We start from the raw sequence: 4,802 nt of genomic DNA on the forward strand, positions 1-4,802 counted from the left end.
TGCTCCACCGAGGCGAAATAGGCGTCCATGTCCACATGCACGATATGGCGAGAGGTCATGTCCGGCTCCTCTTGCCTCGGGGCATGGCCCATATTTCCGGGGATGGCAAGACGCGGCGGTGCGGCCAGGCAATACGCCAGGCAAACGACGAAGGCGGCCGGGGACCGTGACCGAATCCCCGGTCCCGGGCCCTGGCCGCCTTCCGAAAAGGGGCGTCATTCCCCGCGTGCGCTACACGTTGATGTTGAGGTTGCCACCGATGCCGGCCGCCGACAGCACCTTGGTCTGAAAGTCGTAATCCGCGTTGGTCGTGCCCGAATTTTGGCTCTGGTTCATGTAATCCAGAGTCTTGGTCACGAGTTGGGCCCCAAAGGTGTCTTTCTGCATGGACGCGGCCATGGAGGCCGTTCCCTGTGCGCTTCCAATATCCATAGGCTCTCCCTCCCGGCGACGGGGAATGACGCTGACTTGCCTCTCTTCATCGGTTTATCGATCCCGGTTCTTTAGGGCGGCGAAAAAAAAGTCGCCAAAATCCCGGGGGCGGGAAAATGGACAATCCCGGCGCCATTTTGCTACCATCTGTCAGTAACGTCCCCCCTCGCACTCTTTCCTCCCGGAGGTCGCATGCCCCCCAGACTGCGCCACACGCAAAAGGACTCAACGGAAAAAGCCCTCAAAGGCTCCATCCTCGACCATCTGGCCCATTCCCTGGGCAAGACCTACGAGGAACGCGCGCCGCGCAGCCTGGCCAGCTCCCTGGCCCTCTCCCTGCGCGACCGCCTGGTGGACCGGATGTTTGAGACCCGGGCCCGCTTCCGGGCCGCCGGGGCCAAGCGCATGTATTACCTGTCCATCGAATATCTGCTGGGCCGCTGCATCGGCAACAACGTCTGCAACATGCGCCTGGATGAGCATATCGACAAGATCCTGTCCGATCTTGGCGTGGGCATCGATGAAATGCGCGAACTGGAACGCGACCCGGCCCTGGGCAACGGGGGCCTGGGACGCCTGGCCGCCTGTTTCCTGGACTCCCTGGCCACCATGCATCTGCCCGGCCACGGCTACGGCATCCATTACGAATACGGACTGTTCAAACAGGTCATCGAGAAGGGGCGGCAGGTGGAAAAGCCCGACTACTGGATGGCCGACGGCATGCCCCTGCAACTGGAACGCCGGGATCAGGCCGTTTTGGTGCCCATGTACGGCCGGGTGGAGGACCACTCTTTCCCCGACGGCTCCTTTATGCCCACCTGGGTGGACTGGGAGGACATCGTAGGCGTGCCCTACGACGTCCCCATCGTCGGATTCGGCGGCCAGACCGTCGTCCTTTTGCGGCTTTTCGCGGCCAAGGCCTCGGAGAGCTTCGACATGCAGATCTTCGACCAGGGCGACTACATCAAATCCATCCATCAAAAGGTCTACTCCGAACTGGTCTCCAAGATCCTGTATCCCAGCGAGTCCATCTCCTTCGGGCGCGAATTGCGGCTGGTCCAGGAATACTTTCTGGTGTTCTGCTCCATCCGCGACATCACCCGGCGTTTTCTCAAGCAGAACAGAAATATCGAGGACTTTCCAAACTATGTGGCCATCCAGCTCAACGACACCCATCCGGCCCTGTCCGTGGCCGAGCTCATGCGGGTGTTCGTGGACGAACGCCGCCTGCCCTGGGAGCGGGCCTGGGAGCTGACCAACCGGACCCTGGCCTTCACCAACCACACGCTGATGCCCGAATCCCTGGAGATGTGGCCCGTGGAGCTCATGCAGAAGGTGCTGCCCCGCCATCTTCAGATCATCTACGAGATCAACCGGCGCTTTTTGCAGCAGGTGGAATTGAACTTTCCCGGCGACGTGGGCCGTCTGCGCCGCATGTCGGTCATTGAGGAGACGCCGGTCAAGCAGGTGCGCATGGCCAATCTGGCCGTGGTGGGTTCGCATTCGGTCAACGGGGTGTCGGCCCTGCACTCGGAGCTGGTCAAGACGCGGCTTTTCCCCGACTACCACGACCTGTGGCCGAAAAAATTCAACAACAAGACCAACGGGATCACCCCCAGGCGGTGGCTGTACAAATGCAACCCCTCCCTGGCCTCGCTGATCACCGACGCCCTGGGCGAGGGCTGGATCGCCGATCTGGACCAGTTGCGGGGCCTTGAGCCTCTGGCAGGCGACCCGGCCTTCGCCGACGCCGTGGCCAAGATCAAGCGCGGCAACAAGGAGCTTTTGGCCCACTACATCGTCTCCACCACCGGCATCACCGTGTCCCCCGACGCCGCCTTCGACATCCAGGCCAAGCGCATCCACGAATACAAGCGGCAGCTTTTGAACCTCATGGGCATCATCCTGCAATACCTGCGCATCGTGGAGGACGGGATCGTTCCCCCGTCGCCTGCGGTCTACGTGTTCGCCGGAAAGGCCGCGCCGGGCTATTTCGAGGCCAAGGAGATCATTCGGCTGATTTTGGCCGTGGGCCAGACCATCAACCGCGACAAGCGCGTGGCGGACCTGCTCAAGGTGGTATTTGCCGCCGACTACCGGGTGTCCGTGGCCGAAAAGCTGGTGCCCGCCGCCGACATCAGCGAACAGATCTCCACGGCCGGGACCGAGGCCTCGGGCACCGGCAACATGAAGTTTTCCTTAAACGGCGCGTTGACCGTGGGCACCCTCGACGGGGCCAACATCGAGATCCGCCAGGCCGTGGGCCCGGAAAACTTCTACCTCTTCGGCCTGACCACCCCCGAGGTGGAGGACTTGCTGTCGCGCGGGGCCTACAACCCCTGGGACTTCCACGCCGCCCACCCCGAGATTCGCCGGGTGCTCGACGCCCTGTCCGCCGGGCGCTTCACCCCACTCGACCCCGGGGCCTTCCACTGGCTGCACGACAAGCTTTTGTCCCCCAACGAACGCTACCTGCACCTGGCGGATTTCATGGCCTACGTGCGGGCCAAGGACGACATGTTCCGGGACTACGCCGACAAGCGGGCCTGGACCGCCAAGTCCATCCTCAATACCGCCCGCATGGGGGTCTTCTCCAGCGACCGGACCATCGCCCAGTACGCCCGGGACATCTGGAACATCCACCCCGTGCCGCCCGGCGCCGTCCTCTGATGTCCCGGCTGCGGCGCAGCCCCCTCCCATAATGACAAAGGCCCCGCTGGCGACGACGGGGCCTTTGCCCTTGAAGGAGGGGGGAGACACGGACAAAGGCCCGCCCCCCTCTTCATGACCTGTGCTTACTGCTGCGGCGGATATGCCTGGGCGGCGTGCAAAAGGCGCAGGACGCACACCCGGTCGCCCCGCACCTCGTAGACCACGATGTAGGGGATATCCGGCACGATGAGTTCGCGCGTCCCCTCCACCCGACCAGGCCGCCCCAGGCCGGGGAAGGCTGCCAGACGGCTGACGGCGGCCACGATCTCCCGGCCCACACGCTCGGCCGTGGGCCAGTCGTCGCGGCCGACATACTCCATCACGCCGTCCAGGTCGCCCGCTGCCAGCACGGTCCATTCAATCGACATGGATTCCCCGGCGGCGCATCCGGTCCTTCACCTCGTCGTGAGACAGGGTGCGGCCTTGCGCCGCGTCCATCCGCCCCTTCTCCACTTCCCGGGCGAACCAGACTTCATAGTCCAGATACCGGGACAGGGCGTCCTTGATGATCCAGGCCCGGCTGCGGCCGCTGGCCCGGGCCAGACCGTCCAGGCGCGCCACCATGTCCTCGTCCATGCGAACCGTTGTCGGTAGGTTGGCCATCGGTATTCTCCCTACATACATTGTATGCAAAAGAATACCCTTTCGGGATGCAGACGGCAAGCCCACGAAGCGTGTCCGCCAAAAGGCGCAGCCCTCGCGCCATCGGCGGGGCCTTGGCATGCGCGGAAAAGGGAAGGGCCGGGAGGGCTATGTCCGCTGCGGGAAAGGCGGTTGCCCTTCGCTGCCCTGTGAGGCAGGAATCAAGGTAATGGCGACCTTGCGGCCCACGGCCCTGGCGTAGCGTTCAAGGGTTCTGAGGGAGACGTTTTTTCCGGACTCGATCCGGGCCACGGCGGGCTGCTTCACGCCCAGGGCGGCGGCCACATCCTCCTGTGTCATCCCGGCCTCCAGGCGGGCCTGTACAAGCGCCCCAGCCACGACGAATTCAGGTTCCAGGTCCTCGTATTCTCGCCGATAGTCCGGATCGGTCATCATCCATTTTTCATGATCGTCAAGGAGACGCTTTCCCATCCTGCACCTCCAGAGCGGCTTGCAAAGCCTTTTCAATCTCGCATCGCGGCGTTTTTTGCGTTTTTTTCACGAAGGCGTGCAAGAGAATGACCCGCTGCGGCGTGGCCGCAACATAAAAAACCCGGGCAATCCCGTCTTGTCCCCTCACCCGGATTTCCCAGAGCTTTCCCTCGACATGGCGGACGTACGGCATTCCAACGCGCGAAAGCCCATAGGCCTCAATCATGCCCGCAACCCTGGCGAGCTTGGCGCGAATGTCGCTTGGCAACGTGGCGATCTCCCGCCGGACACGGTCATCAAGATATTCAACGCTCCACGCCATGGGGAAAATATAAGCGATATTTTATATTTTGACAACCAAAAGAGACGCCATTTTCGGCTGTCCCAAAATCCGGTTCAGGCCCCGTCGCCACCAGCGGGGCCTGGGCAGGCGCGAAAAAGGGAAGAGGCCTACGGCGCAGGCGCGGCCGGAGGGGCGGGCATGGCCGGGGCCGTTGGAGACGGTTGCGTCGTGGGCGCGGCCGGGGCGGCCGGGGCGGCCGGGATGAGCTTGGCGCCGTTTTGATATTTTTTACCTCTAAACA

6 protein-coding genes are annotated in these 4,802 nt (G+C 63.1%); 1 reads left to right on the top strand and 5 read right to left on the bottom strand.

All coding sequences use genetic code 11. The features are described 5' to 3' along the window. Positions 1–231: 231 nt before the first annotated feature. Complete coding sequence (locus V3572_RS06745) at positions 232–432, bottom strand: hypothetical protein (RefSeq protein WP_332110219.1); 201 nt, start codon at positions 430–432, stop codon at positions 232–234. A 192-nt stretch (positions 433–624) separates the two neighbouring features. On the opposite strand from V3572_RS06745, the gene V3572_RS06750 reads away from it, so the two are divergent. Continuing rightward, positions 625–3,102: a glycogen/starch/alpha-glucan phosphorylase gene (locus V3572_RS06750; RefSeq protein ID WP_332110220.1), complete on the top strand. Its 2,478-nt coding sequence runs from the start codon at positions 625–627 to the stop codon at positions 3,100–3,102. 125 nt (positions 3,103–3,227) lie between these two features. On the opposite strand, the gene V3572_RS06755 is transcribed toward V3572_RS06750, so the two are convergent. From V3572_RS06755 to V3572_RS06770, 4 genes are all read right to left on the bottom strand, one after another. Further along, on the bottom strand, positions 3,228–3,512 hold the full coding sequence (locus tag V3572_RS06755; protein WP_332110221.1) for a type II toxin-antitoxin system RelE/ParE family toxin: 285 nt from the start codon (positions 3,510–3,512) through the stop codon (positions 3,228–3,230). Further along, positions 3,502–3,747 (bottom strand): CopG family ribbon-helix-helix protein, encoded by a 246-nt coding sequence (locus V3572_RS06760; RefSeq protein WP_332110222.1) that lies wholly within the window; start codon positions 3,745–3,747, stop codon positions 3,502–3,504. The genes V3572_RS06755 and V3572_RS06760 overlap by 11 nt, the downstream gene beginning before the upstream one ends. A 147-nt stretch (positions 3,748–3,894) precedes the next feature. Continuing rightward, positions 3,895–4,218 carry a helix-turn-helix domain-containing protein gene (locus V3572_RS06765; protein WP_332110223.1) on the bottom strand — a complete coding sequence of 108 codons (324 nt, stop codon included), beginning with the start codon at positions 4,216–4,218 and terminating at the stop codon, positions 3,895–3,897. Further along, a complete protein-coding gene (locus V3572_RS06770; protein ID WP_332110224.1) occupies positions 4,199–4,540 on the bottom strand; it encodes a type II toxin-antitoxin system RelE/ParE family toxin in 342 nt (113 codons plus the stop codon). Before V3572_RS06770 ends, V3572_RS06765 begins: the two co-directional genes overlap by 20 nt. Positions 4,541–4,802 lie beyond the last annotated feature (262 nt).

This window comes from Desulfolutivibrio sp., from assembly GCF_036584575.1.
Taxonomy (GTDB): domain Bacteria; phylum Desulfobacterota; class Desulfovibrionia; order Desulfovibrionales; family Desulfovibrionaceae; genus Desulfolutivibrio.

Bases quoted from the DNA above. Each gene is read 5' to 3' on its own strand.
- V3572_RS06765 (WP_332110223.1), bottom strand. From the start codon at position 4,218: ATGGGAAAGCGTCTCCTTGACGATCATGAAAAATGGATGATGACCGAT.
- V3572_RS06760 (WP_332110222.1), bottom strand. From the start codon at position 3,747: ATGGCCAACCTACCGACAACGGTTCGCATGGACGAGGACATGGTGGCG.
- V3572_RS06755 (WP_332110221.1), bottom strand. From the start codon at position 3,512: ATGTCGATTGAATGGACCGTGCTGGCAGCGGGCGACCTGGACGGCGTG.
- V3572_RS06745 (WP_332110219.1), bottom strand. From the start codon at position 432: ATGGATATTGGAAGCGCACAGGGAACGGCCTCCATGGCCGCGTCCATG.
- V3572_RS06750 (WP_332110220.1), top strand. From the start codon at position 625: ATGCCCCCCAGACTGCGCCACACGCAAAAGGACTCAACGGAAAAAGCC.
- V3572_RS06770 (WP_332110224.1), bottom strand. From the start codon at position 4,540: ATGGCGTGGAGCGTTGAATATCTTGATGACCGTGTCCGGCGGGAGATC.